The organism is [Roseibacterium] beibuensis (genome assembly GCF_039542305.1).
GTDB classification, from domain to species: Bacteria; Pseudomonadota; Alphaproteobacteria; order Rhodobacterales; family Rhodobacteraceae; genus Roseibacterium; species Roseibacterium beibuensis.
In genome coordinates, this window is sequence record NZ_BAABHW010000009.1 from 1 (window position 1) to 25,636 (window position 25,636).

Consider the following 25,636-nt stretch of genomic DNA (forward strand, 5'->3'; position numbering starts at 1 on the left):
ACCCCATAGCGCGATCGGATACAACGTCCCGATCGCCATGCATTATCCCGATGGCGTCACCAGCCCGTCATCGTGAAAGAGCCGGAAAAATCCAGCTTCCGGCGGTCCAACGTTGGGGAGCGGTGCAAAGAGCCGGAAAAATCCAGCTTCCGGCGGTCCAACGTTGGGGAGCGGTGCAGCAAGAGCAGTCTACCAAGTAACATGGGTAATGGTCGACCACGTTACCAGCTAAACCATCACTATGACCAAGCCAGATGTTCGTATCAGCCAACAGGCCTTCGAACAGATGATCGAGACCTTTTCATTTCTGGAAGAGGATGTGCTCGACATCTACGAACGCGTTGCGATCAGTCATCGACTCCTAGAGACGATACTGTACGCCTCTAAACGCTCGGTGAGCTAAGCTCGCTTCGAGCCCTTCTCTCTTCGTGCTGGAATCCGGTGCGGGCGTGTCCGAGTCACATCTCGAACAATCATCGGCATAGAGTATCCGCTGACTTCTAGACTCGTAGCCTGCCCTGTGGTGCGGGCATGTCCGAGTCACTCTTCGACAAAATATCGAGGTCGAAGATCGGGTGACTTCTAGACACACGGTCCTTCATGTGGTGCGGGCATGTCCGAGTCACATCTCGAACAATTATCGACGTGGAATATCCGCTGACTTCTAGACTCGAAGCTTGTTCTGTGGTGCGGGCGCATCAGAGCAACTACTCGAACAAGTATCAGCCCAAGCAATCAGCTGATTACTGGGCATGTCCTCCGTTCTATTGTGCAGGAGTGTCCTTGTCACCCCAAGATAAACAATGGGTTCAAAAAATCCGTGGCACCTATAGTCAAATTCCTACCCGCCCAGCATCGCAGGAACCTTCTTTCTTGAGGCGAAGTAATCATTAAAGGAATTGAAAAAGGATCAAATCTGTGAGAGCATAAGCATGAAATGAGAATTCAATGTATAGTTTTTGATTGCGATGGCGTGCTCGTTAATTCAGAGGAGCTCGCGGCAAAAGCCGAACTTGAAATACTCCACTCTCTGGGTTTGGGAATTACTCGTTATCAATATAATGAGATCTTCCTTGGGCTTTCGGATCGAGATCACTTTATGCAAATAAAAGAATTGCTTGAGAGTAAACTGGGAATCGATGCTCCGAGTGACTTGGAGAAGATACTCCATCGAGCTAGATGGTCGCAATACCGAAAAAACCTTACATCAATACCCGGAGCGATTGAATTCTTGGGTAGCTTTACTGGGGAACTGGCGCTCGTTAGTTCCAGCTCTAGAAATTCCATAGCCGAGAAGCTGCAGCTAGCAAAACTCGACCACTTCTTCGGTGCAAAGATCATTTCGAGTGATGATGTGCGCTCAACTAAACCTTCCCCAGAGCCATATGAAAGCATTAAGTCTAAAATAACGACACCAGTTGAGAACTGTTTGGTTGTTGAGGATAGCGAAAATGGTGTCCGTTCAGCGGTGGGTGCGGGGTTTAGAACTTGGGGATTTCTCGCAGACGATCATGGCGGTAAATATTCTAGCCGATTGTCGCTTGTGGGAGCTGAGAAAGTCGTTTTAGGCTATGAGGAACTTTCATATTGTGTGTCGACGAAGCTCTAGCAGAAACATAATCCGTTTTACTTCGAGACATTTATCTTCCTAGCCACTCGGGAATGAGAAAGCGCGATAAAATCTGGCTTGAAAGTAGCCGAAGTCAAGAAGAAAAGCGCTGCAGTCCGCAATTCGACCTCGTTCGACTGGAGTAGTTTGCTGTTGGCCGTAATAAATTCAACGGCTTCTTTCAGTGTGTGTCCACTATGAACAACGTCATCAACCAATAGAACTCGGTCCACCCCTCCTTCGCGGAAGATCTCATCAAACTCATACCTATTAACTCTCGATGCGGGGCCAGAGAATAGCAAATTTTCCTTGCGCGAATGTCTGTTCGCCCACAGAGAAATACATGGAATGTGTCCGAGTTTTTTTGCACAACACATCTGCAACAATTAAACCGCCACCGCACAGACCAATAATCAAATCAGGTCTGAATCCCCTGGCGGCGGTGAGTTGCAGAACTAGGTCGCCTGAGCCCGAGAGTACTTCGTCCCACTTAATATCCTCGTTACCAGAACTGGATAGCTTCTTCTTTGCGGGAGAATGAGAATCGTCTTCGGCGCGCGTGAATTCGCGAAGAATGTAGAGGAACATAAGCGTTGCCAGAAACAGAACGGCAAGACCAATGTTGGAGGAAGAGAACTGTTGCCCGAGTACTTGGAAAGCCGCAGAACCGCCTCGTTCAAAAAAATTAAAACACCAGAAATACAGACAAGCAAAACAATAACCAAAAAGGAAAGAACCAAAAATAATCGCCGATTGTCCATAGCATTATCCTGTGTGTTCTTCTACCAATTCAACGATAATCCGTGCCGCCTCTACAAGCAAGGTGTCTTCCGCTTCCAACACAAAGAACGGCAATCGAAGGCACAAACTACGATAAGCAAGGTCGCAAATTTCGTGAGTTTCGTTAAGGTTCCTCCATATTCGCTTATCGTAGTATTCCCTCGTGGGTTTGAAGTCGGAAATCTTTGATATGGGCTTATAAGGTTTAGTGACTCGACACCCAAGCCTTGCAGACAGTTCTTTGATGATTCGTGAACTGTCTTCAACACCGTCAATCTTTAAACAAAAATTGTAATATGACTGTAGATCAGATTTATCCGGCTTCTTCTGAATGGCAATTTTTTGAGATCCCTGATCAAGAATAATTTTTTCAAGAAGCTTTGCGCCTTTAGCCATCTTAGCCAATCGGCGCTCCAATCTTTCCAGTTGGGCGATGGCCACTGCACCCTGAAATTCACTCACTTTATATGTGCCTGGCACATGTCTGGGAATTCTGTCACGTTCTGGAAGGATTAGCTGCAAGCGCAATAATTCTTCATATGCCGCCCCATCGTTCGTGACAATGACCCCTCCCTCTCCGCAGGCCAGCACCTTTTTATCGTTCCAGCTGAATGAACCAAAGGACCCCCAGGTGCCACAATGTCTACTGTCTTGTATCGAACCAATTGATTGGGCGGCATCCTCGATGACCAAAATTCCGTTCTTACTCGCCAAATTGCAAATATCGTTCATTTCACATTGTGATCCAAAAAGATGAGTGGCGAGTATGGCAAATGTCTTTTCGTTCAGTGATCGCTTGATTGTTTTCGCGCTCATGCAGAAAGAATCCGGGTCGATATCAACAGTTCTGGGCACTCCACCAGATTTCAAGATGGCATACACAACAGATGGCCATGTAATTCCCGGAATGATCACTTCCTGTCCCGGCTTAATGCCTCCAGCCAGAAGGGACAAGTATATGGCAGATGTACCACTGGGCACCATGAGCGCGTACGCTGTGCCAACGAAGCGAGCGAACTTGGCTTCAAACTCCCGGCACATGCTCGTATGGGACCAATCGTTCCCGCCAAGCGCTTCTTCAAGTAGCTCAAGCTCTCGTGGTCCCCAGGGGTGTGATTTCGGCCAATTCCTTTCATCTATATTGGATACTCCCAACGTATTATTTCCCTTTCTTGAATTTCTACAGAGATTCGTAAATTTTGGAGATTAATGCGAGATTTCTTACGCCGTCGTTCCATGTGGGCAAATCGGCCGGCGTCCCATTGGTGAACTCCCTAAATTCCTTGAACATTGGAAAGTATTCATCATTCCTATGGCATATCATTTGACGAGTTGTGTTCTTTGAAGTAAGTATTAGTGTGCTTTCGGGCTTGCTGGCGTCCTTTTGCCAGGTGATGTTTTCGTTTGGCTGACTAAATACAATTTGTTGAAATGGCTCTTCTTTTGCCCAGCCCAAAATCACTTGTGCATCAGAATTGTTCTCAAAGTGTACTGCTAATGATAGATAAGATTCTGTGTCCTGCCTAGGTTCGAGTTCGTAGTCAATCAGGTGGATGGCGGAGATTTTTCCGATCGTGTGTTCAAGCAAGTCAAGTACATGAGAGCCAATGTCCATAAGTACACCGCCGCCAGCGATTTCTTTCTTGATTTTCCAATGATTTGGTCCAGGGTGTGGTGCGAGCCAAATTATCTGCACGGTGCAATGGTCATTTGGCTTGTGGCCACGGGAAGACTTGATAGCTGAAGCCACCTTGGAAAACCGTTTTCTGAAGGCAACAGCAACTCGTTTTGTATCGCAAGTATTGAAACCTGCCACTTGGGTCAAATTTAAAGCCAGTGGTTTCTCCACTAATATTGGCTTCTTTTCCTCTATGAGTTTTGCCAATAAGTCTGAGTGTGACGCCACAGGCGTTGCCAAATAAATCGCCTTTGGATTTCTTGTTGCGATCGCTATCTCGGCTGTTTCGAAGAACTCGAAGCTTGGAAATGAATTGGTGGTGTCAGGGAGATAACTAATGGCTACTTGCTCATAAGTGCTTAGTGCGTCGTACGCCATTCGTACAGCTTCTCCGCCGCCGATGATGAGAAGATCGGTTTCACTTGGTGTAGCATGCATCTTCTTATCGCAACTAATTGAGCGTTGGGTACTTTGGAAACGGATCACAGGCTCAGCACGCGAGCAAGAAAAAACATCCTTGCGTCTCACATCTTGTAGGAGCTTCACTGTATGGCGCGCGAAGCGACCCGCTGCGGTCACTCTCTCATTTGGCCAAGACGCTGGGTATCAAGCGCGTTCTTCTTGAGCTGGCTTGGCTCGGAGCGTGTGAAAGCGCTTCGTGAGTGACGGTTTTTCAAAAAAACAGACGCTTACGCCATATTTGTTCGGTAGAGCATCTTTCAAGGTGTTTTGTTGCAGGAGGTTGAACGAACGCGAGCGGCGCACTCCAGTTTATACCAACGATTGGAGGCCGAAACGGCTGTAGTTGTTCCCTTCTCTGACTCCGCGTCGTCGGATTGCTTCCACGCACTTGCAGCAAAACCGACTGGTTGACGCCCGCATAAACTCAACGGTGGCAGGTCGTATTTGTGAGCCTATTCCGAGCCTAGAATTTGGTTTCAAGCACCAAACGGACCTCTAAAGCTCTGAAAAGATTGGCTCCGGCGGTAGGGATCGAACCTACGACCAATTCATTAACAGTCGCTCGGTCGCTGATGGGCCAAGGTGACAACGCCAGTGGCTGCAAAGAGCCTATAGCGAGCCTAAGAAATCAGCGCATCGGATAAGTCTTTGGCTTTTATGGTGCCCGGGGGCGGAATCGAACCACCGACACGAGGATTTTCAATCCACTGCTCTACCCCTGAGCTACCCGGGCACGGGTTTGGCGACACTCAAGCTCGCCGTGGGTGAGCGGCGTTCTAGGGGGTTCCTCGCGGGGTGTCCAGACCCTCCGGTGCGAAAAATCACAGCCGGAGCATTCGGCATTCCTAGTGCGGTTTCGACTGGGCCGTCCGGACTTCTTCCTCGGCGCGGTCCATGTCTTCGGGGTCTTGCGAGGGCACTGCGTAGGAGCCGTTCAGCCACCGTGCCAAATCGACATCGGCACATCTCCGCGAACAGAAGGGGCGGTAGGGTTGCACGGTGTCCTTGCCGCAGATGGGGCAGCTCATGAATCCCTCCTCGGGCCTGGTCGTCGGCGGATCGGCGGCACTATGCCGAACGGGTCGCCCCACCGCAACCGAAGGCTTGGCGATGCTTTACGCAAGGCCTTGGGGCCGGTTACGAAGGCTGGGGGATACGCAGGGAGAGGCACGGATGCACATCACGCGGCGAAGCGTACTTGCGGCAGGTGGCGCTGCTGGGTTGGTCACAGCCGGCTGCATGCCCTCCCTCGGGCCCACAGGCGGCGTCGGCGCGTCGGGGCCAAGTGACGATCCTGCGTTCCGGCCGCAACCGAATGCCGATTACGATTCGTGGGTCGCGGCGTTTCGTCCCCGCGCCTTGTCGCAAGGGATCACGGGTGAGGCTTTCGACCGGGCGTTTCGCGGGCAGGGTTATCTTCCCGGCGTGATCGAGCGCGATCGCAACCAGACCGAATTCCGCCGCACGACCGAGGATTACCTCGCACTGGTGGCCTCAGACGAGGATGTGAGCCTCGGGCGCTCCCGCATCCGGCCAAAGCGCGCCACTCTGGACGCCATCGAATCGGCCACCGGCGTCACGGCCGAAGTTGTTGCCGCGATCTGGGGCGTCGAGACGGCCTATGGCACCCGGCTGGGCGATATTCCCGTGATCTCGGCCACCTCGACGCTGGCCTGGGAAGGGCGGAGAGAGCGGTTTTTCACGGCGCAGCTTCTCGACGCGATCCGGATCGTGCAATCGGGCGACACCACGCCGGACCGGATGCTGGGATCCTGGGCCGGCGCGATGGGCCACACGCAGGTGATGCCGTCGGTCTACCAGGAATATGCGGTCGATTTCGATGGCGACGGACGGCGCGAGATCTGGTCTGCGGACCCGACCGACAGCTTGGCGACGGCGGCCACCTATTTGCAGCGTCACGGCTGGCGACGGGGGCAGCCTTGGGGGATGGAAGTACGCCTGCCTCCTGGGTTCGACACGTCACTTTCGGGGCGAAACAACCGACGCGCCACCAGCGATTGGCAGGCAATGGGCGTGCGCACGGCCAGTGGTAGCGCCCTGCCCGACCATGGCAGCGCCGCGATCCACGCGCCGGGTGGCGCGGCTGGTCCGGCTTGGATCCTGTGGCGCAACTTCGACGTGATCCTGCGGTACAACCCTTCGACCAATTACGGGATCGGCGTCGGGTACATGTCTGACCGGCTTGCCGGTGGCGGGCCGCTGTCACGCAGTTTCGGGCCGGATGCCAACGGATTGACCCAAGCCGAGCGACGAGAGTTGCAGCGCTTGTTGAACCGCGCCGGGTTCGACGCGGGAACGCCCGACGGGGTCATCGGCAGAGGCACCGAGGCCGCGATCCGAGCCTTTCAGCAAGCACGCGGCCTGCCTGTGACCGGCGAGGCCTCACCCAGCCTGCTGGCTGCCCTGCGCCGCGCCTGAGCCTTAGCTGTGCGCCCCGGGCCAGACCTGGGCCAGGGGAAACCGATCGCGCTTTTTCTGCACCTCGAAGTTGCCGAGCGGCGTCCACCCGGCCAGAACAACCTCGGCGCCGTCTTGGCGGAACGCGCGGCGCAAGGCGTCTTCAAAGGCGCGACGCTCCTTCTTGGGCATGGGTGCGAGGTCCAAAACAACCTGACCGCCCAGGCCCTTGAGCCTTAGCGCGCCGGGCAAGGACCGGGCCAGCGCCAGGTTTGCCTTGAGGCCAGCCGAAAGGGAGGTGTCGCCGCCCGTGTTCACGTCGATGGCCACCAAGGCGCGCGTCGGCTCCACATAGGCGAACGCCTCGCCGGTCAATCGCAGACGGGGTGACAAGGCGGCCTCGATCGCATCGAGCGCGCCCGACGCCTCGAAACAGCCGGGGCTGTCCTCCACCTCGTCCGGCGTCGGCTCGGCCCAATCGCGCCAGGCCAGCAGATGCGCATCGGGGGCGTCCACCAGCAATTCCGCCGGGCCGTCGGCATCCGCGCTGACCGCAGCCGCCAGATCACGCATCGCGCGGATATCCTCTGCCAGCACGTCGTCGGCCACCTCTTCGGCGGCGCTGCGCAGGATCAGCCCATGGCCTTCAGGCGCACCCTCCATCGCCGCATGGGCGATTTCGAGCAGGCGGTCCCGCTCCGCTTCGTCCTTGATCCGGCGCGAGATGTTCAGGCCCGGCGCCCCGGGGGTGACAATCGCGTAGCGGCTTTTGAACAACAGCTTCGGGGTCACGGGCGCGGCCTTGCCCGGTTCGGCCACGCCGGACACTTGAACCAGCAGCGACGTGCCCGGTGCGATCCCCTTGGCGGCCCTGAGATAGCCCTTGTCGCCATCACCAAGCGTCAGGGTCAGGCCGCCCTGCCCTTTCAGCGGACGGTCCGCCACGGCGCGGTAGATGGCGCCCGGTTGTGGGCCCGCCGTTTCGGGCGCGTCGATCAGAAGATCCGCCAATTGACCATCGACCATCAGCGCCGCAGCCTTGCGGCCCGAGACCTGATCGAGAAGAACAACGCGTCCCTTCATCCTGGCCCCCAGACGTTCAGTCCCGCCGCTTGCAATAGCTGTGCCGTTTCGGCCAGCGGAAGGCCGACGATTGCCGTGTAACTACCTGAAATCCAGGGGATGAACGCCCCTGCCGGGCCCTGGATGGAATACCCGCCCGCCTTGCCCTGCCAATCCCCGGTCGCGAGGTAGCCTTCGCGTTCCGCCTCGGAGAGAGGCTTCATTTTCACGCGTGCCTCGACCAGGCGTTCGCGGATTTGGCCACCCGCTTTCACGGCAACCGCAGTGTAAACGCGGTGCCGCCGTCCGGACAGAAGGTCAAGAAAGCTGCGGGCCTCGCCTATATCCGCGGGTTTGCCGAGGATACGCCGACCCAGCGCCACAGTGGTGTCGGCGCACAGCACGACATCCTCCGGCCCGGCCTCGACGGCGGCCACCTTTTCCCGCGCGATGCGCGCACAATAGGGCCGCGGCAACTCGCCTTTGTGGGGATCTTCGTCGATATCGGGGGGCGTGATGGCATCGGGCGTCAGGCCGAGCACGCCCAGCAACTCCCGCCGGCGCGGGCTGCCTGACCCAAGGATCAGGCGCACCGTTACTTGAAGCGGTAGTTGATACGACCCTTCGTCAGGTCGTAAGGCGTCATTTCCACCTGGACCTTGTCGCCTGCCAGAACGCGGATGCGGTTCTTGCGCATCTTGCCTGCCGTGTGCGCGATGATCTCATGGCCGTTTTCAAGCTCGACCCGGAACGTCGCGTTCGGCAGGAGTTCCTTCACGACACCAGGGAATTCGAGCATTTCTTCCTTGGCCATGATCACTCCTTTGTTTGCGCACCTCGCAGTGCAGATGCGCGGTAAATGCGCCTGATGCGCCCGTTTTTCAAGGCTTATCTGCATCACAGGGCGAAACCTGCGCGCGTAGGGCGCTTTCCGGCCAATGGGCGTGATTGAACACGGCCCCCTCGGTCCGCACGCGGGCGATTGCCGCGCGCTCCACATCGGCCATCACCCAACCCGGCTGGTTCAGTGGGCCTTCGGCGATGACGCCCGTAGTGGGAAAGCCGAGGTCGGGCGGGCCGTAGATCGCGGCGGCGCCTACGTTTTCGTCGACTGCGGGCGACCATGGGGCGTCGCCAACGGTCGGCGCATGCACCACGACACACTGGTTTTCCAAGGCCCGCGCCATCGCCCCGACCCGCACCCGGGAATAGCCTGCCAAAGCATCGGTGCAGGAGGGCGCAAGAATGATCTCTGCCCCGGCTTCGGCCAAAGCCCTGCCCAACAACGGAAATTCCGCATCGTAGCAGATCAGGATGCCGATCCGCCCCAGCGTCGTCTCGAACAGGCGCAAGGGGTCGCCCGGCACCACGTCCCAGGTCTCGCGTTCGAACCGGGTCATGACCTGCTTGTCCTGGTGGCCGAGACGTCCCTCCGGACCGAAGAACGCCGCGCGGTTCACCGGTCGCGCGCCACCGTCGAAAACGGGCCCCGACGGGGCAAGGATGTGAACGCCGAACTCGACCGCCAGGGCCTCGGTCAAGGCATCGGCCTTGTCGCTCCAACGCGAGGCCGCCCCAAGGCTCCCCTCCAGATCACCTGCAATTGCCACACCCTCCAGCGCGGCAAGTTCCATCCGGCCGTATTCCGGAAAGACAAGCAAGTCGGCCCCGGCGGCGGCCGCCTCTTCGACCCAACCGCGCATCTTGGCCTCATAGGCCGACCAGTCCGACACGGCGTCCAGCGGGTAAGCAGCGGCGGCAATTTTCATAGGCGCTTCATCCAGAATTGCAGTGGCTTTTCAGTCTGCGCGTCATCCCCGATATCGCGCCAGTCAAACCGGGCGATCACGCCCTCGAGCGGTGCATATCCGCGCTTGCGCCAGAACGGATCGAGCGGCTGATAGTGGTCCGGTCGCTTGGGATGGTCGAGAGGGCGCGTTACGGAACAAAATGTGGAAAAAGTGAAACCCAAGCGTTTCGCATGCGCCTCGCGGCGATCGAAAAACGCATGTCCCGCCCCTTGCCCCCGATACTCGGAAAGCAAAACCGATTCAGCGCAGTAGAAGACATCCTTGAAGTCGATGTTCTGGCTGGAGAACGCATCTGCGAAATCGTCGGCATGATCTGATAACGGCATGCCGGTGGAGGCGCCGACCATCCTGTCGCCGTCGAAAGCAGCGACCAGAATGCTGTCTCCGCGCGCATAGCGGGCCAGGTAGCCGCGCTCATAGTCGAGATCCCCGTCATAGAGATATGGCCAGTCCCGAAACACGGCGATCCTGAGCCGGGCAAGGTCTTCAACGACCTCCGCGATGGCCTCGCCGGTATAGTCGCGAAAGCTGAGGCTCATTCCGAGACCTGCCGCATCCAATCGGCAAGGTTGTAATAGGTCACGACCCGCGTGATGAGCCCGCCCTCAATGGAAAAGAAGCCGCCCGCCGGGAGGACATAGGCCTGCCCCTTCGCCTCGGGCAGCCCGTCATCCGTCACCAGGTAGCGCCCGTTCACCGTGAATTCGGCTGCCGCGCGCGCACCGTCCGGGTGCGCCATCACGACGATATCCGTCAGTTCCTCGGCATAGCAGCGGTTCATATGGGCGCAGAAGTCGCGAAACTTCTCATGCCCAACGCGCACCCCACCCTCGTTCACGTGATGTGCCACCTCGGGCGACAGGCAGGCAACCATGCCCTCGACGTCGCCCGTGTTGAATGCCGCGTAATAGCGGGTCACCAGGGCACGGGCGGCCTCCATCGCTTCGCTCATTTCTCGCTCTCCTGCTCTTGTGTCGGCGGTCCGAACCGTTCGATCATCTTCTTCACGATCATGTCGCGGGTCTGGCGATAGGCGGCCAGTTTCTCCTCGCGGGATTGGCCAAGGCCCGATGGATCAAGAACCGGCCAATACTCGATCTCAAGGTGATAACTGCTGGTGAGTTCCAGCGCCCGGCGCTGGCTGGCGGGTGACAGCGACACGATCAGGTCAAAGCCCGAGATATCGTCCCCCCATTCCTTCATGTCATCGAAGCTGCGCACCCGATGGCGCTGCAACTCGACCCCGATCTCGGCGCAGACGGCAACGGCGAAGCCATCGATCTCCAACTCGTTCATCACGCCGGCAGATTGCACGTAGGCGCGGTGGCCGTAGAATTTCTTCATGATCCCTTCGGCCATCGGGGACCGAATGGAATTGTGGTCGCAGCAGAACAGTACCGACTGGGGGAAGCCCTGCGCCACGATCCGTCAACCTCCGAAATGAAGGACGCAAATCAGAGTGAAAAGCCGGCGCGACGTGTCGATATCGACCTCGGCCTTGTTCTCCAACCGCTCTTGCAGGATGCGCGCGCCCTCGTTGTGGATGCCGCGCCGGGCCATGTCGATGGCCTCGATCTGGCCGGGCGGCAGCTTTTTCACCGCGTCGTAGTAGCTTTCGCAGATCTGCCAGTAATCCTTGACCACCTGCCGGAAGGGCGACAGCGACAGGTGAAATTCGGCCGCATCCTGCCCATCCTCGGTATCGACGTCGAAGACCAGGCGCTTTTCGCGGATTGAAAGGGTCAAACGATAAGGGCCGTTTGGCACGGTCCGGTCATCGCGCGCGGGAAGTCCGAAGGTGTTTTCTTCCAGAAGGTCGAAAATCGCGACCTTGCGCTCCTGCTCGATCTCGGGCGTGGGCGCGGGCATTCCCGCGGTATCAATCTCGATATGGCAGATGCTCATCTACGACCTCCCCGCCCCTGTCTGCGCCGCATCGTCATTCCTGGTTCAACCGATCGAGCCGTGCGCGCACCGACAGGCCATGTGCCTCCAGGCTTTCGGAGATTGCCAGTGTTTCTGCGGCAGGTCCAATCGCGCGCAAGGCCGCTGGCGTCATCCTGGCCAAGGTCGATCGCTTCATGAAATCCAGCACCGACAGCCCGGACGAGAACCGGGCCGAGCGTGCGGTGGGCAAAACGTGGTTGGGGCCGCCGATGTAGTCGCCGATGGCCTCCGGCGTCCATTGCCCAAGGAAAATCGCGCCGGCATGGGTGATCTTGTCGAGCAACCCCTCGGTATCGGCGACGCACAGTTCCAGGTGCTCGGGTGCGACGCGGTTCGACAGTTCCGCCGCTTCGGTCAGATCACGCGTGGTGATGACCGCGCCGTAATCCCGCCAGCTGGGTCCGGCGATGTGGCGGCGCTCCAAGGTCTCAAGCCGCTTTTCGACCGCCTCGGCAACGGCTTGCCCGAAGGCCGCGTCGTCGGTCACCAGGATGGATTGCGCGACCTCGTCATGTTCGGCCTGGCTGAGCAGGTCCAAGGCAACCCAATCCGGATCATTGTCCCGATCCGCGATCACGAGGATCTCGGACGGCCCGGCGATCATGTCGATCCCGACCTTGCCAAAAACGCGCCGCTTGGCAGCCGCGACAAAGGCATTGCCGGGGCCGGTGATCTTGTCCACCGGAGTGATTGTCCCGGTCCCGTAAGCCATGGCGGCCACGGCCTGCGCCCCCCCGATCCGATAGATCGTATCGACGCCCGAGAGTTTCGCCGCCAGCAGAACCAGCGGGTTGGCCTTGCCGTCCGGGGTCGGCGCGCAGATCACCAGTCTTTTCACGCCTGCCACCTGCGCCGGGATCGCGTTCATAAGGACCGAGGACGGGTAACTCGCCAGCCCGCCGGGCACGTAAAGGCCCGCCGCCTCGACCGCCGACCAACGCCAGCCAAGCTCGGCGCCATCGGGATCGGTCCAGCGCGCATCATCGGGCCGCTGGCGGGCATGGTAGGCGCGGATGCGGTCGGCCGCGAGTTCAAGCGCCTTGCGCTCGTCTTCGGGAACGGCGGTAATCGCGGCCTCGATCTCCTCGGCCGAAAACGCGAGGGTGGAGGGCGTCAGCTGCAAACGGTCGAATTTCTCGGTCAACTCGATCACGGCCTCGTCGCCGCGCGTGCGGACGTCGGCAATGATACCCGCCACGATATCATCCACCTCGGGGGCATCTTCGCGCTTCATGCTCAGAAGCGCCGAGAATCGCGCCTCGAAATCGGCGTCGCTGGTGTCGAGGAACTGGGGCATCGCAAACTCCTTCGTGACCGCGCCTTCGTCTATCGGTTTCGCACGCCGGGGTGAAGCGCAGATCGCGCCGCCATCCAGTCGCGCCAAATCATGTCAAGCGCAACGGTTTCAAATCGAAGTAAAATTACGTGGGTCATCAAACGGGCTGATCCTTGAGACCGGCCGCAAGGCGCTCATTGGAATAGGAGGAAACAATGAGAAACGCACCGATCAGTGGTACGCTGGCAACGGGTTTGGCCGTCATCGGGGGGGCCGAAAAGGGCCGGCCCTCGTTCCGAGCGCTTCAAGCCGAACGGCGCCTCGCCTGCCCTTCAGGCCAGACGTCTGATGAAGATCAGGCTGTCCGACATCTTCCCGTCATGGTTCATCGCATCGGGGATGCGTCCAACCTCGCTGTATCCCAAGGCGGCGTAGGCTTTCGCAGCGTCATTCCCATCGGCGACATCCAATTCCATCTGGCGGATGCCATGCGCCCTCGCGTCTGCTTCGATCGCCGCCATGACAGCGCGAAACATGCCAGCGCCGCGTGCCTCGGGCCGGGTATAGGCCGAGATGACATGCCCGCGATGCTGCTGCACGACACCTGGGTGTGCATGCCACGCCGCGACCGACAGGCAGCGCGCGCCATCCATGACCGCGAAGGCGCGCAGATCCCCCAGCCACTGGCGGATGTCCGCTTCGGTTTTCGCCGCCCAATCCTCCAGCCGTGACCCGTAAACCGTCGGGCTTTCCGCGAGCATGTCCAACCGGATATCGCGAAACACGGCCCAATCCTCTGGCCCAAGCTTGCGAACCGCTGCATCCGCGTGCAGGCGCGCATTTTGCGGTTTCGGCGCGAGGTCGAGCACCATGTGCAGGTCCGTTTCCCACCCGCTTCCCCCCCGAACAGCCGCCGGAATCCGCCCGACGGTGCGGAATCCGTGGGTGCGGTAGAATTGTACGGCGCGCGCGTTGTCTTCCCAGACGTTCAGCTCCAACAGCAAGGTCCCTTGACCACGCGCCGTTTCAACCACCGACCGCATCAAGAGCTCCGCTGCGCCCGTGCCATGGTGGTCCGGTTCGACATAGAACGGACCGATTTCGGCACGGTGGCGGATGCGATCGAGCGTGGGGCTATTCAGGCCCGCCATGCCGATCAGGGATTCGCCGTCGAAAAGGCCGATCAAGCTGCCCGTCGCGGCCTGGCGGCGCAACTGATCCACCCCCGTTTGCCGGGCTTCGTCCATGGTCAGCAGAAAGGCGAAGGGGAATTCTGAAATCCCCTTCAATCGCAGGGCATGGGCGGCCTCGACCTCGGTGGTCCTGAGCGGCCGGGCGACGATCATTCCGGGTGCGCCGGCGCTTTTCTCGATGGTGCAACGTAAGGTTTGGTGACGTCCTTGAGGGTCACTTCCAGCGCCTCGACATCGAGGGCAATCGCCCCGTCCCCGGCCAGCACCAGCGTCAGACGCCCGGTGCCGTCCTCGCCCGGCTCCCATTCGATTGTCAGAAGCGACAGGACAAGATCGGGATCAGCGCGGTCCACGCCCTGCGTGGCCACGCGCAGGACATCCTCCACGGCCAACACCGATTGCACGCGCTCGGGCGGTGTCCGGCGACCGCCGACTTCCCAGCGGAACCGGTTGAGCAGAATGGCAAACCTGCGCCGACGGCTGTCAAAACCCATCTCGGTGGTGGGAAAGACGGCATCCTGCGCGAGGCTCGCAATCACCTTCAGGTCGTCGGCATCAAGCGCGCGGAGCGAAACCGGGCGCTCACCTGCATCCTCGAACCGTGCGTCTTCAGTCATCGCCTTGAACCCGCCTGATTTTCGCGCCCACGCCCGAGAGTTTTTCCTCGACCCGCTCATAGCCACGATCGAGGTGATAGACGCGGCTCACCACCGTTTCACCTTCGGCCGCAAGGCCCGCAAGGATCAAGCTGACCGAGGCGCGCAGGTCCGTCGCCATGACCGGGGCCCCCTTCAGCTTGTCGACGCCGGTGACGGTCGCAGTGCCGCCCTGCACATCGATCCTGGCACCCATGCGGATCAATTCGGGCGCATGCATGAAGCGGTTTTCGAAGATCGTCTCCTCCAGAACGGACGTGCCGTCGGCAAGGCAGAGCAGCGCCATCATCTGGGCCTGAAGGTCGGTGGGGAAACCCGGGAACGGCTCCGTCACGACATCGACGGCCCGGATACGATCGGCCTTGCGCGACACCTTGAGCCCGGTTGCGGTTTCCTCCACCTCGACCCCGGCTTCGCGCAGCTTTGCGACGAACGCCTCGACCAACGCAATCCGCCCCCCGAGGATCTCGACCTCGCCCCCGGCAATGGCAGGCACCAGCATGTAGGTGCCAAGCTCGATCCGGTCGGCGACAACGGGATGCGTCGCGCCATGAAGCCGGTCGACGCCCTCGATGGTGATCTCGGAGGTGCCTTCCCCCTCGATCCGCGCGCCCATCTGGCGCAGGCATTGCGCGAGATCGACGATCTCCGGCTCGCGCGCGGCGTTCTTCAGGACCGTCGTGCCCTTCGCCAGTGTCGCAGCCATCAAGGCGTTCTCAGTCGCCCCGACCGAGACCAGCGGGAATTCGAAGGTCGCCCCCTTGAGGCCCCCCTTCGCCTCGGCATGGACATACCCGTCGCGCAGGTCCAGATCCGCGCCCATCGCCTCCAGCGCCTTGAGATGCAGGTCCACCGGGCGCGCGCCGATGGCGCAGCCACCCGGCAGGCTGACCACGGCCCGTCCGTCGCGCGCCAGCATCGGCCCGAGCACGAGGATCGAGGCCCGCATCTTGCGCACGATGTCATAATCGGCGGTGTGGTTGTTCAGCCCATGCGACGACAGCGCAAGAACCTGCCCGTCATTGAGCGTCTGAACCTCGGCCCCCAACGATTGCAGGAGCGTCGACATGGTGCGGATATCCGACAGGCGAGGCGCATTGGTCAGCGTCAGGGGCTCGTCGCTCAACAGCGTCGCCGGCATGAGGGTCAAGCAGGCATTCTTGGCGCCCGCGGTCGGAATCTGCCCGTAAAGCGGGCCGGCCCCTTCGACGATGATTCTGTCCACGCTGCGTCCCTTTCCTCAATCCTTTTGCGGGTCGGGGGTGTCTTGCCCCGCTGACCCGTCGGCGCGTTTGCGCGCCTGTGCCTTGCGCCGTGCCAAATTCGCCTTCAGCGCCGCCTTGAGCCGCGCCTCGCGCGGGTTCGTGGCGCTGCCCGCGTCCGGTTTACCGGGTTTTCCTGTCGACGGTCGCGTTGTCATGGGCCGGGGTTTACAGCGCGGGACAAGGGGCGTCCAGTTTGCGCTTGCAAGGCCTGCGCGAAGCGTCTAATTGACCGCCCACGTGAACGGCGCCGCAGTAGCTCAGTGGTAGAGCGCACCCTTGGTAAGGGTGAGGTCGGGAGTTCAATCCTCCCCTGCGGCACCATCTCACTTTTTGACCCCAAAATTCCCGCTAAGTACTTGAAAGGGAACGATAATTCGGGAGTTCCATACACCCCATTTTGACCGTATTTCAGTGGCTCTGAAAAGACCAATCTAAGCACTGTCTGGCGCATAGCGAAGTCACCATTTTTGTAAATATTCCAAGGGCTTGCCAAGAAATTGAGAGCGAGTTCAATACAATCCTCCAGCCGTCCTTTCGGCGGCACGGTTGTTTCAACTCTCTCGGCAAGCACGAGCTTTTGTCGCTCCAGCTTCTCAATACGGGCTTCATAGGCACTGACGACCGAAGCACTCGTAGCGTCAACGATCCGATCCAAGAGGCTCCCGATCTGCCGATCCACCTCCTTGAGCTGCTTCTGGAGTTCGTCCCTCTCACCGTGCGAAATCGCGAGCCGCATATCCCATGCATCGCGCAGCATGGCCTTTGCCAGATCGAACAGCCCACGAGCAGGTTGCAGGCCTTCCATGATCTCCTCAAAAGCGCTTTCCATTTTCGCCCGAGGAACCGACTTGCTCTTGGCCTCGCAGCCGCGCGTCTCACAGCGATAGTAGGCATAGTGCTTGCGGCAGCCCTTAGACCAGGCAGCAGTCATTGCGTTGCCGCAGCATCCGCACTGCACGAAGCCACGAAGCGGGAAGTCTTCGTTGAAGTCTTTCCGAGCGGCAGGGAGCCGCTTGCGGCCTTCTAGATTGTCTTGAATGCGTTCGAAGGTCTCGAAGCTGATGAGACCTTCGTGCTGACCTTTGCGCAAGCTTACGCCCCACTTAGGGGCTTCCACATATCCTGCATACACCACCTTCTTGAGAAGGCGTGTCACGGTCATGGGGCGGAGTGTCCCGTCCTTACGATCTTTCGGGAAGTGTGGATTGCGCTCCAAGAAACGCTGTACTTCCGCCTGCGAGGCGAAATGCCCCGTAGCGAACCCTTCAAGCGCTTCGCGCACAACAGGGGCAAGTACATCGTCAGGAACAAGTATTTTTCCGCCACCTGAAGGCGCGTTGACATAGCGATAGCCGACAGGAGCTCGAAAGACCCAGAAACCGCCCTCTACACGAGCTTGCATCTTCTGCACTACTTGGCGGCGATTTTGTTCGCGCTCAAGCTCGCCTTGCGCAGCAATAACGGTTTCAATGAACTTACCTTCGGGAGTGTCTTCGAAACGGAAATTCAGACATTCGATTTTTGCACCGCGCCTTGAGAACTCACGGCGTAGCTTCAAATGGAATTCAGTGTCTCGGGCAAATCGCTTCAGGTCGTCAAAGATAACTACATAGGGCTTGCCCTTCTGCGCATCGAGATAGGAGAGCAGAGCGACCATGCCAGGGCGGCGCATGAAATCGCCGCCCCCACTTACGTCATCGGGGAACACAGCCTCAACGTCATAGCCTTTGTCTTCCGCATAGGTGCGACAACGCTGCTCCTGGCTCTCTAGCCCGCTGCCCTCAATCCGTTGCTTCGTGGAAGACACACGGCAGTAGATCAGCGCTTGGGTGGCCTTGTCCTATGATGTTGTTATCTTTATTCATGTGACCTCCAAGCCTCGCTAAGGACTGAATTTGTTGTTGTTATCTTCATTGTCTGGATCATCAGAGGATACCGCACCGAAAGCTTCTTTGGCACCCTGACCACCGTTCAGAGGAGTTTTTCCACAGACTTCTTGAAGCGGATGAACCTCGAAGCCGAGGGCAACGAAGGTGAACATGATCGACCACAGTGCTTGCAGAAACTCTTCCTTCTGCGTCTGAGTCATATCGACACCATCGAGGTACGACTGGTACCTCTCCGCGTCTACGGTCAGGATGCTCTTCGGGGACGAGCGATCCTTGCCGCAAAGGTCATGCTGACCTTCGGTGTTAAATTCATCGCGCATTACTTCATCTCCCATTTTTGGAGATGGGTATTTCTCAATACCCATTTTAATTTTATCAGAATTTATCCAAAAATCGCAAATTTATGCGGGTTTTAGAAGGGTAGCTCATCATCGCAATACCCTTTCGAATTCTGGAATTCGTCGATGTATTGATCCCAATCCCTACGCGCTTCCTCTTCAAAATTGCTGATCTTCTCTTCATGTTTCGAATAGAGGTCGGCATTCATCCACATTTCCGCTTTCAGGATTGCGTGGATAAATAGGTGGAGGGCGTATTCGTCCTTGTTCGTATGGCCGAAATATTCGGCCACCCGTTCGAACTTGTTCCAGTAGTAGTCATCCATGTCGCGGGCGAATGTGTAATTGCTCATCACAGAACTCCTTCGATCAGCTTGTTGAAATCCAGCGGCAGGAACGTCACGAGCTCGCAGCGCTCGCCGTAGGCAGGCCTTTCTTCGCGGCGGCCTTGGATGCCGTAATAGGCGCACCAGGCAACCGAATTGCAGGTGCCGAAGCCGCGCATCGGATGCCTGCACTGGTAGTCCCAGCCGACATGAGGCGTGCCGACGAAGACGAAAAAGCCAGCGATTCCCGTCAGAACGATAATGCGCGGGCGCAGCAGCGCGGCTTTGATCGTCTCGCCGATACGGCGGCGCAGCCGCTTGATTGCCCCTTCAGGGCGCTTTGTGGGCGTGCCGCCCAAGACTTTGACTTCAAACTTGCTCATGGTTCGTTCCTCACTTCTTCAGTTCGTAGCCGAAGCGCACGCGCGGCTTCTTTTTCGGGTAGTCGCCCTCGACAGGGTTCGGTGACAGCCACTCGCGCCACGGCGAGAAGAACCAGACAGCCAGCAACTCCCCGAGGATCACCTTCACGCCCTTGACCAGCAGGATTTGCTGATTGCGTTCGAGCTGCGTGATATCTTCAGCCCGCATGAGCGGTTGACCCGTTTCAGACAGGCTTTCGCCGATCTCGTCCGTGTCGGAACGACCGAGATTGAAGTTGATCGTCTTGACGGTCTTCTGGCCGAGCGCCCGCGAGAGTGCCTGCGCAAGCTCGTCGCTGTTCACCGCGAAGAACTGGCGCACTTCAGCCTGCGACTGAATCGTCTTGGCCGTGTTCACACCGTAGATGCGCACCATCTCCGCAAGTTCCTGCACAAACATCCAGACGCGCACACCGAGCCCAGGCAGGGCGGTCAGGCTTTCGGCCAGCCCCGCGAGCTTGCCGAGGTTGGCAAACTCATCGAGCATGAACAGCACTTCGCCGCGCTTGCTCGACCGTGCGACTGCCGTGATCGCCTGATTGACGATCAGGCCGAGCGCTGCACCGTGCGAAACGATCCTGTCGGGCGGGAATGCCAGATACAGGCTGACATTCCCCGACTTCAGATCGGCAAGCGATATGTCCGAGGCGCTGACCGCATCGGCCAGATAGCCGCCAGGCTCGAAGATGGAGAGGTGCTGGACAGCGCCCGCGCGGAAGTCACCGAACAGATCGGGGTTGTCTTCCATCTGATGGGCAAGGTCATCGCCCAGATCGGCGAGAAGGCCGCCCAGCACGTCTTCCTTGCGCATCGCTTCAACCATGCGCTCAAGACGCAGCGGGTTCGCGATGATTCTCCACATCTCGGGCAGCGCGCAGAGTTTCGGCGAACAGAGCGCCAGATACATCAGCACGGCACGCATGATGCTTCGCGAGCCTTCGCGGAAATACTGGTTCCGCGTGTCTTCAGGCTCGGGGTAGAGCTGCATGACGATGGCCTTGACCTCATCGGACAGGCCGCGCTGCAAGGCGGGGTTGCCAGCAATGGCAATCACGTTCTCAAGCGGATTGATGCGATCCTGGGGCAGACCATGCAGACCCCACGGATTGAAAACCGCAACATCCTGGCCGAGCCGTTCGCGGCGATGCTGCGCCGTGACTGCCGCTAGCTCGCCCTTGGGGTCAGTGACGATCACCGAGCCCTGATAGTGCAGCAGGTTCGGCAGCACGATATTGATGCCCTTGCCCTGCCGCGCGGGAGCGCAGGTCAGAAGATGGGCTTTGCCGCGATAGAAAAGTGGACGACCATTCAGGAGACCGAGATACAAACCCTTGGGATCGAAAAGGCCTTTGTCTTCACACTCTTCAAGCGTGGCGAAGGCCGCATCGCCAAAAGTACCGGAAGTTTCTCGGCTGGCCTTGCGCTTCTCGCGCTGTTGCCAGCCCTTGTAGTAACCGCCGAGGCCGCCAAGCATGGCGATCCCGCCGATAACCTTGAACATCCCTGTGTAGAGGCCGTCGGCAGCGTCACCCGCGACCATGTACTGTCCCCAGAGATGGGCGAGGCCGTAGAACGAAGCGCCGAGCAGCAGGGCTGCGGTCGGTGATCCGCCTTTGGGATTGGTGCCGTTGTTCATCTTGGCTCTCGCGGGTTCAGGAATTCGGGGAGGGGACGAGGCGGCCATTGCCGCCCCGTCCAAGAGCGTCACTTGCCTTGCTTGCCGTTGTTCACGGCAGCGGCGATGCGCTCGGCTTGCTGATGGGGCATATTGTTGGTCGGAACGGTTCCGCCGTTCTTGCCAACTTCGCAGGCTTTCTGTTCATAAGGTTTCATGGTGTCAGCTCCTCTTGGTTGCTGACCCTGATTACGAAACTCGAACCCGAAAAATCACGGACACAGACTGGACAAACTGCATGGCGAGAGAGTTGCCACGGTACTCGGATGAAGAACGCGAGCGTTTGCGCCGCGCTCTTCTGGAGCACGTGGAGAACAAGAAAATTCGCTATCATCGGCTTGCCCAGGACATTGCCGACAAGGCCAATTACGGCCTCGAAGGCGATAGCGGGCGAAGACGCGTAGAGCGCTTCTTGAAGGGCACTCACCGCCAGAATGATGACTTTATCGACGCGATAGCCAGATATCTCGGGAGCGTGCCGCCCCCTCTAATCGAGGAAAGCGCAGCAACGCTCGCCGATTTCTTTTCTAGGAGCGTCAGGCAGCCGCATCGGGTCGATACCCTGATCGGGCGCTATCAGGTCTATGCCAGTACCGACAGGCGCGCGCATGGCCACGAGGGCTTCAGGGAAACCATGACCATGAACGAGTGGGGCGAATTCAGCGCGCCGCCTGTTAAGCCAATGCTATCGAGAATCCCCTATGCGGTGGTCGATTTGAAGCCGATGCAAAAGCACGATGCTTTGCTCGTGTCGGAAACCATCTTCAATTTCTCCGTCGATCCCGCAACTGACGAGTTTCCTGCCGTACCGCCCCGCAACAACGACGCAGGCGTCATTGTCGCGTTCGGATTCGCCGACAGAGAAGCCTCGCGCTATCTGATGGCGACTCGCACTGTACTGGAGGCGCGGCTGTACCGTCTTTACAAAGTCGCCGATGATCCGCTGACGCTGCGCGGGGAACTCAGCTTCAACGGCGGAATTGGACGGTCAGCGAACATGACGCACTCCGATCCGCTGCATCCAGAATACGAGGTGGAGCTGGTGCGGATCGAAGACCCAATCGAAGACTGACGAAGCAGGATTCCGCAGCGCAACATCTTGCGCTATCATACCCGCATGAAAGTCCTGTTCGTATGCACCTCCAACAAGCTCAGAAGCCCGACCGCCGAGGACGTGTTCAGGGATTTCCCTGGCATCGAGGCCGTGTCGGCGGGCACGGACGCAGAAGCGCCGCGTCCCCTGACCAAAGAGCTTGTGGCAAGCGCCGACCTGATCTTCGCGATGGAGAACCACCACCGCGAGCGGATCAGGAAGAAGTACAAGCAGCGCCCAGCAGACAGCAGGATCGTCACCCTGCACATCCCCGATGAGTATGAACGGGGTGATCCCGCGCTTGTTGCGCTTCTCAAGGAGAAGGTCGAGCCACGCCTTTCCAGCATCCTCAGCGATAGTTGAGGGTGCTGTAGTATAAAGTTGGCGCATATTGGTGCGCCGCAATAATCCTTGTAGTACAAAGCCCTAAGACCGCCGTAAGGCGAAACCGCAAGATGTGTTTTGTACTACAAAACCATCTTGGCAAGGGGGCTCGCTGCGCGCCCCCGTTGCATCCCCCAGGCCGTGGCTCTGTCAGGGCATTGAACCCATTCCCGAGCCAGCAGAACGTATCGCCGTTCAATCACTCGCGGGAGACTTCGCTCTCCCTGCACCCATCGATCCTTTCAGGAGGATCAGGAGCTATCGCGCCCCATGAAACCCACTCGCACCGTCTGGCCGTTGCAGCACCAATCAGGGGCGCGTTCCTGCTCCCCCGATGCCCCCATGACCACTTCATGGAGACGACCTCATCGAGACCAAGGCAAGGGAGCTTTCGCGCTGCCCTTCCTTGGAACCATCCCATCGACCAAGGAGCCTTCGAGCCCCTTGGAACCCTGACCAACCCAGCGCGGATTGGATGCCGTCAGCGCGTCGGCGCTGAACCCGATCATGGCGTTACCGCATGCCTGAACCCCGCAACAGATCACCCGTCTTCGTCTTCGGCATTTTGCTCAGCTACGGCGACCAATGACGGACGTTCCTGCATCCGCCATCGCCGTACTACGTTCGCTACATGGTCAGCTTCCGCGCCATCTGTTTCCCACAGCGCCGCAAATGCCACGTCTGCGCTTTGTGGCATGTGGGCTTCGTCAAGATCGTTGAAGCGCAGCCGTACAGGCACGACCGTGCCTTCACCGACGACCAGAGCTTCTTGCGTGCGTAGGGTCGGCAAGATGCTGACCAGGCTGCGCACTGAATCGGGAAGCGCGCGCTGGACGAAATTCTGATCCTGCTCATTGCTCATGCGCAGCGCAATTAGTGTGTTGCACTGTGAGAGGATCGACTCGGCCAGCTCGGAGGGGCGTTGCGAGATCAGTCCCAACCCCACGCCGTACTTTCGTCCTTCCTTGGCGATCCGCGACAATGCCTGTTTGGTCGGTTGGAACGCAGCATCGTCGCGCCGAGGCGCGTAGCGATGCGCCTCTTCACAGATCAATACTACCGGCACCTGTACCGGGCGAGGGCTCCAAACCGCAAAATCAAAGACGATGCGGCAGAGCACAGAGACCACCACATCGACAACATCGGAAGGAACACCTGAGAGGTCGATGATCGACAGGGGTTTGTCGCCCACCGGAATTCGCAGATACTGACCAACGATCTCGGCGAGCTGATCGCCCACGGTCGCATCAGGACGCATCATAAAACCAAAGCGGCTGTCCTGCTGTAGCGTTTCGGCCTTATTTTTGATCTTGAGATAAGAATCCTGCTTCGAAGCCTGCGTCGGCATCGCTGCATCGATATGCGCCAACATGTCACCAAGACGGTAGGGAACCGGGGTATCGACCGTGATTTTCTCTGTTGGAACGCCATCCGCACCGAAATCGCGCCGCGCTGCCAAGATGGCATCCTTGAGAATGTTCGTCTGACTGGTAGCGACATGCTCCGTCTTGCCGATGAACAGTTCCACGCTCTCTTCAAAGTTCAGGAGCCAATGCGGCAAGTTCAGCGTCGTCGGATCAATTACTTCCGCCAAATCGGGAAATGCACGCCGATACTCATTATGCGGATCAAGTAATATCACATGGGCGCGCGGAGCTACTTCCAATATGGAACGCAGCAATACCGTGACGGAGCAGGACTTGCCCGATCCCGTGGTGCCCAAAATAGCAAAATGTTTGCCCAGCAGCTCGTCGGTCAAAAGATAGACCGGCAGGGATGCAGCTTGCGAGAGCGTACCGACATGCACACTCGGTTTGTCAGGACGATTGTATATCCGTTGAAGCTCCACAACGCTTGCCACAAAAATACCCTGCCCCGGAAGCGGGTAGGTCACCACACCGCGCTGAAATACAAATTCGCTTTCCCCGAGGCCGGTTCGCACGGCTTCACCGAACAGCTCAATTTCCAGCCACTTTGCGTCTGCTGCGCCTTCACCCGACGTGTCGCGACCGGTAACGCCAGCGGCGCCTTCAAGCATGGTTTCAGTCATCCGAAGTGCGGTCACCACGCCGAATACAAGCTTGTCGCCCGCTTCGATCTTCACAATAGAGCCCACTTGTCCAACCGTGTATCGGCGGCTCTTATAGGTGCGGTGTAGGTCTTCAACTGTTCCTTCAAGCTCGCCGATCACCTTTGAACCGGAGACCTCGACCACGCGACCGATTTTTAAGATTGGATCGCTCATCAATTCCCCCCGGCTATATAGGCAACCAAATTTTCGAACTTCCACAAATCGGCTTCCAAGACGCCGAGGGACGATTCTACATCGAGGGCATGCCCAATAAATCCGCCATTGTCCTTGCCGCCAATGAAGACGCTAAAGCGGGAATCACAGCGGTCACAGAACGCCTGCAAGCGCTGATCCTGCCTATCTCGATCCTGTTCCGGTCCCACGAAGGCGATGACGGTGAGATTGCTATGCGGAGAGTTTATCGAATCGCAAATGGCTTCGTTGATATGTTCGTCATTGAAGCTGTAGCCCAAAACAACCAGATGGTTGTTGACGCCAGTGCGCCGGAGCCGGTTCCGAAACCGGCCAATCAGGGTTTCATATACCCCATACTGAGTTTGCAGGTATTTTTGCTCGGACGGGTACACCACCACTGGCTCATCGGCAGCATCTTCATTTGCGTTGCGCCCACGCCGAACATGGCCATCCGCATCACGTGTCCAGTTGATGGAGCCGTGGAGCTTGTGAATCCGGTATGCTATTCCCGGCCCGGCCTCATCAAAGGATTGTGGATCGAACCAAGCGCGATTGGTGCCGCGAAAGCCATCAGAGTATGGCAGCCGGAGAGAGTCCAGACTCGCCTCAAGCAGCGTATCGTAATTCAAGCTAAAAATATCGCGTGGTCCGCGATCACGAGCACCACGCAGGCGTTGCAAAAAGCGTTCGTGATAATCGCATGCTTGCCAATCATCCGCGACTTCGCTTACGATGCGCTTCTTGATTTCGGTGAGCCATCCGTCGATTTCATCGACGGTAAGGCCATGTGCCTCAGCAGTTGTGATCGCGCTCAGAATCTCGCGATAGCGGACCAGATAATTGATCAAGTCTTCGATGGTCGGAGGGCGATCAGAAAGTGGCTTCAATCCGTCAAATTGATCAAGTAATTTTTTATCCAACCCTTCCAGAACGTTTTCGGTGAGTTTCCCGATCAGAGGCTTGTTTGCGCAGGCGCTGCAACCAGCCCCAATCAGAAAACAGGTGTCGTTGCCGGTAAGCCATTCGGTGATTTGTTCACGGACATCGCTGCTCATGTTTTGCCCCCAAGTATTGTGCCGCCGCTAC

The 25,636-nt window shown here is 58.4% G+C and carries 29 protein-coding genes, 2 tRNA genes and 1 pseudogene; 5 read left to right on the plus strand and 27 right to left on the minus strand.

The annotated features are described in order from the left end of the window. Positions 1-937: 937 nt before the first annotated feature. On the plus strand, positions 938-1,609 hold the full coding sequence (locus tag ABD923_RS18755; protein WP_259555168.1) for an HAD family hydrolase: 672 nt from the start codon (positions 938-940) through the stop codon (positions 1,607-1,609). Positions 1,610-1,626: 17 nt separating this feature from the next. Here ABD923_RS18755 and ABD923_RS19180 read toward each other — a convergent pair whose 3' ends face one another. From ABD923_RS19180 to ABD923_RS18780, 6 genes are all read right to left on the minus strand, one after another. Continuing rightward, positions 1,627-1,986 carry a phosphoribosyltransferase family protein gene (locus ABD923_RS19180; RefSeq protein ID WP_405048349.1) on the minus strand — a complete coding sequence of 120 codons (360 nt, stop codon included), beginning with the start codon at positions 1,984-1,986 and terminating at the stop codon, positions 1,627-1,629. Beyond that, entirely contained in the window at positions 1,880-2,197 is a 318-nt protein-coding gene (locus tag ABD923_RS18760; RefSeq protein ID WP_259555169.1) for a hypothetical protein, read from the minus strand. The genes ABD923_RS19180 and ABD923_RS18760 overlap by 107 nt, the downstream gene beginning before the upstream one ends. A gap of 177 nt (positions 2,198-2,374) precedes the next feature. After that, a complete protein-coding gene (locus ABD923_RS18765; protein WP_259555170.1) occupies positions 2,375-3,544 on the minus strand; it encodes a DegT/DnrJ/EryC1/StrS family aminotransferase in 1,170 nt (389 codons plus the stop codon). Positions 3,545-3,569: 25 nt separating this feature from the next. Further along, positions 3,570-4,646 (minus strand): Gfo/Idh/MocA family protein, encoded by a 1,077-nt coding sequence (locus ABD923_RS18770; RefSeq protein WP_259555171.1) that lies wholly within the window; start codon positions 4,644-4,646, stop codon positions 3,570-3,572. Between the two features lie 541 nt (positions 4,647-5,187). Beyond that, positions 5,188-5,262 (minus strand) — tRNA-Phe (locus tag ABD923_RS18775). A gap of 112 nt (positions 5,263-5,374) precedes the next feature. Then, entirely contained in the window at positions 5,375-5,557 is a 183-nt protein-coding gene (locus tag ABD923_RS18780; protein ID WP_259555172.1) for a DNA gyrase inhibitor YacG, read from the minus strand. 145 nt (positions 5,558-5,702) lie between these two features. Here ABD923_RS18780 and ABD923_RS18785 point away from each other — a divergent pair, with 145 nt between their 5' ends. Next, positions 5,703-6,968 carry a lytic murein transglycosylase gene (locus ABD923_RS18785; RefSeq protein WP_259555198.1) on the plus strand — a complete coding sequence of 422 codons (1,266 nt, stop codon included), beginning with the start codon at positions 5,703-5,705 and terminating at the stop codon, positions 6,966-6,968. 3 nt (positions 6,969-6,971) lie between these two features. On the opposite strand, the gene ABD923_RS18790 is transcribed toward ABD923_RS18785, so the two are convergent. From ABD923_RS18790 to ABD923_RS18850, 13 genes are all read right to left on the minus strand, one after another. Beyond that, complete coding sequence (locus ABD923_RS18790) at positions 6,972-8,030, minus strand: ribonuclease E/G (RefSeq protein WP_259555173.1); 1,059 nt, start codon at positions 8,028-8,030, stop codon at positions 6,972-6,974. Beyond that, entirely contained in the window at positions 8,027-8,602 is a 576-nt protein-coding gene (locus ABD923_RS18795; protein ID WP_259555174.1) for a Maf family protein, read from the minus strand. The genes ABD923_RS18790 and ABD923_RS18795 overlap by 4 nt, the downstream gene beginning before the upstream one ends. A 2-nt stretch (positions 8,603-8,604) precedes the next feature. Next, positions 8,605-8,823 (minus strand): translation initiation factor IF-1, encoded by a 219-nt coding sequence (infA, locus tag ABD923_RS18800; protein WP_011455993.1) that lies wholly within the window; start codon positions 8,821-8,823, stop codon positions 8,605-8,607. Between the two features lie 67 nt (positions 8,824-8,890). Next, positions 8,891-9,778, minus strand: coding sequence for a carbon-nitrogen hydrolase family protein (locus tag ABD923_RS18805; RefSeq protein ID WP_259555175.1), 888 nt, complete (start codon positions 9,776-9,778; stop codon positions 8,891-8,893). Continuing rightward, positions 9,775-10,359, minus strand: a complete 585-nt coding sequence (locus ABD923_RS18810) for a GNAT family N-acetyltransferase (RefSeq protein WP_259555176.1) — start codon at positions 10,357-10,359, stop codon at positions 9,775-9,777. Before ABD923_RS18810 ends, ABD923_RS18805 begins: the two co-directional genes overlap by 4 nt. Beyond that, positions 10,356-10,772, minus strand: a complete 417-nt coding sequence (locus ABD923_RS18815; RefSeq protein ID WP_259555177.1) for a ketosteroid isomerase-related protein — start codon at positions 10,770-10,772, stop codon at positions 10,356-10,358. Before ABD923_RS18815 ends, ABD923_RS18810 begins: the two co-directional genes overlap by 4 nt. Next, positions 10,769-11,242, minus strand: a complete 474-nt coding sequence (locus tag ABD923_RS18820; protein ID WP_259555178.1) for an arsenate-mycothiol transferase ArsC — start codon at positions 11,240-11,242, stop codon at positions 10,769-10,771. Before ABD923_RS18820 ends, ABD923_RS18815 begins: the two co-directional genes overlap by 4 nt. Before the next feature lie 6 nt (positions 11,243-11,248). Continuing rightward, positions 11,249-11,725, minus strand: coding sequence for a UPF0262 family protein (locus tag ABD923_RS18825; protein ID WP_259555179.1), 477 nt, complete (start codon positions 11,723-11,725; stop codon positions 11,249-11,251). Between the two features lie 34 nt (positions 11,726-11,759). After that, positions 11,760-13,064, minus strand: coding sequence for a histidinol dehydrogenase (hisD, locus tag ABD923_RS18830; RefSeq protein WP_259555180.1), 1,305 nt, complete (start codon positions 13,062-13,064; stop codon positions 11,760-11,762). Between the two features lie 311 nt (positions 13,065-13,375). Next, positions 13,376-14,389, minus strand: coding sequence for a GNAT family N-acetyltransferase (locus ABD923_RS18835; protein ID WP_259555181.1), 1,014 nt, complete (start codon positions 14,387-14,389; stop codon positions 13,376-13,378). Next, on the minus strand, positions 14,386-14,853 hold the full coding sequence (locus ABD923_RS18840; protein WP_259555182.1) for a DUF2948 family protein: 468 nt from the start codon (positions 14,851-14,853) through the stop codon (positions 14,386-14,388). The genes ABD923_RS18835 and ABD923_RS18840 overlap by 4 nt, the downstream gene beginning before the upstream one ends. Continuing rightward, complete coding sequence (gene murA, locus ABD923_RS18845) at positions 14,846-16,117, minus strand: UDP-N-acetylglucosamine 1-carboxyvinyltransferase (protein WP_259555183.1); 1,272 nt, start codon at positions 16,115-16,117, stop codon at positions 14,846-14,848. The genes ABD923_RS18840 and murA overlap by 8 nt, the downstream gene beginning before the upstream one ends. Positions 16,118-16,132: 15 nt before the next feature. Next, a complete protein-coding gene (locus ABD923_RS18850) occupies positions 16,133-16,312 on the minus strand; it encodes a hypothetical protein (protein ID WP_259555184.1) in 180 nt (59 codons plus the stop codon). A gap of 91 nt (positions 16,313-16,403) precedes the next feature. Here ABD923_RS18850 and ABD923_RS18855 point away from each other — a divergent pair. Further along, positions 16,404-16,478: transfer RNA gene (locus tag ABD923_RS18855), tRNA-Thr, on the plus strand. A 499-nt stretch (positions 16,479-16,977) separates the two neighbouring features. On the opposite strand, the pseudogene ABD923_RS18860 reads toward ABD923_RS18855, so the two are convergent. From ABD923_RS18860 to ABD923_RS18885, 6 genes and pseudogenes are all read right to left on the minus strand, one after another. Beyond that, a pseudogene (locus ABD923_RS18860) lies at positions 16,978-17,964 on the minus strand (recombinase family protein); the annotation flags it as partial. Between the two features lie 75 nt (positions 17,965-18,039). Next, on the minus strand, positions 18,040-18,411 hold the full coding sequence (locus ABD923_RS18865; RefSeq protein ID WP_259555185.1) for a hypothetical protein: 372 nt from the start codon (positions 18,409-18,411) through the stop codon (positions 18,040-18,042). Between the two features lie 47 nt (positions 18,412-18,458). Beyond that, positions 18,459-18,737 carry a hypothetical protein gene (locus ABD923_RS18870; RefSeq protein WP_259555186.1) on the minus strand — a complete coding sequence of 93 codons (279 nt, stop codon included), beginning with the start codon at positions 18,735-18,737 and terminating at the stop codon, positions 18,459-18,461. Further along, the gene (locus ABD923_RS18875) at positions 18,737-19,093 is read right to left on the minus strand and encodes a hypothetical protein (RefSeq protein WP_259555187.1); all 357 of its coding nucleotides are present in this window, start codon (positions 19,091-19,093) and stop codon (positions 18,737-18,739) included. Before ABD923_RS18875 ends, ABD923_RS18870 begins: the two co-directional genes overlap by 1 nt. A 10-nt stretch (positions 19,094-19,103) precedes the next feature. Continuing rightward, entirely contained in the window at positions 19,104-20,768 is a 1,665-nt protein-coding gene (locus ABD923_RS18880; RefSeq protein WP_259555188.1) for a type IV secretory system conjugative DNA transfer family protein, read from the minus strand. A 68-nt stretch (positions 20,769-20,836) separates the two neighbouring features. Next, positions 20,837-20,965 carry a hypothetical protein gene (locus ABD923_RS18885; protein ID WP_259555189.1) on the minus strand — a complete coding sequence of 43 codons (129 nt, stop codon included), beginning with the start codon at positions 20,963-20,965 and terminating at the stop codon, positions 20,837-20,839. An 80-nt stretch (positions 20,966-21,045) separates the two neighbouring features. On the opposite strand from ABD923_RS18885, the gene ABD923_RS18890 reads away from it, so the two are divergent. Beyond that, the gene (locus tag ABD923_RS18890) at positions 21,046-21,879 is read left to right on the plus strand and encodes a hypothetical protein (RefSeq protein WP_259555190.1); all 834 of its coding nucleotides are present in this window, start codon (positions 21,046-21,048) and stop codon (positions 21,877-21,879) included. 45 nt (positions 21,880-21,924) lie between these two features. Continuing rightward, positions 21,925-22,263: a low molecular weight protein tyrosine phosphatase family protein gene (locus tag ABD923_RS18895; protein ID WP_259555191.1), complete on the plus strand. Its 339-nt coding sequence runs from the start codon at positions 21,925-21,927 to the stop codon at positions 22,261-22,263. A 562-nt stretch (positions 22,264-22,825) separates the two neighbouring features. Here the strand turns inward: ABD923_RS18895 and ABD923_RS18900 are convergent. Together ABD923_RS18900 and ABD923_RS18905 are read right to left on the minus strand one after the other, a co-directional pair. After that, the gene (locus ABD923_RS18900; protein ID WP_259555192.1) at positions 22,826-24,529 is read right to left on the minus strand and encodes an ATP-binding protein; all 1,704 of its coding nucleotides are present in this window, start codon (positions 24,527-24,529) and stop codon (positions 22,826-22,828) included. Next, positions 24,529-25,605, minus strand: a complete 1,077-nt coding sequence (locus ABD923_RS18905; RefSeq protein ID WP_259555193.1) for an SIR2 family protein — start codon at positions 25,603-25,605, stop codon at positions 24,529-24,531. The genes ABD923_RS18900 and ABD923_RS18905 overlap by 1 nt, the downstream gene beginning before the upstream one ends. Positions 25,606-25,636: the final 31 nt, after the last annotated feature.